The sequence below is a fragment of the Nocardioides cremeus genome, assembly GCF_030518195.1.
GTDB lineage: Bacteria > Actinomycetota > Actinomycetes > Propionibacteriales > Nocardioidaceae > Nocardioides > Nocardioides cremeus.
Window position 1 is genome coordinate 1 of record NZ_JAULSC010000184.1, and the last position, 288, is coordinate 288.

Consider the following 288-nt stretch of genomic DNA (forward strand, 5'->3'; position numbering starts at 1 on the left):
TCGTTATCTTACAGGCTTCTCTTTTTCGTGAATTGAAAGCCGAATGTCTAATAAGCTTGTTACACGCAACATGATCTCACCTCTATTCTATTAACGCTTATTTGCGTCGTACGCTGTTATCTTCACCGGAATTATCACTCTTCGTCGCAGAAGTGGTTGCCTGGTCTTCTCCCTGAATCGTCGTATCACCAACGACTACGCCTCCCTCCTGGTTCTCACCCTCCTTCACATCCGTGGCTTCCGATTCCTTTAACAGATGCCCCGCCGTCTGCTTCCTCCACAGCTCTG

1 protein-coding gene is annotated in these 288 nt (G+C 48.3%); it reads right to left on the reverse strand.

Annotated features, from left to right (window positions below):
- Window positions 1-97 precede the first annotated feature (97 nt).
- A partial coding sequence (locus QWJ41_RS20995; protein ID WP_302710424.1) for a hypothetical protein occupies window positions 98-288 on the reverse strand: 191 nt, incomplete at its 5' end.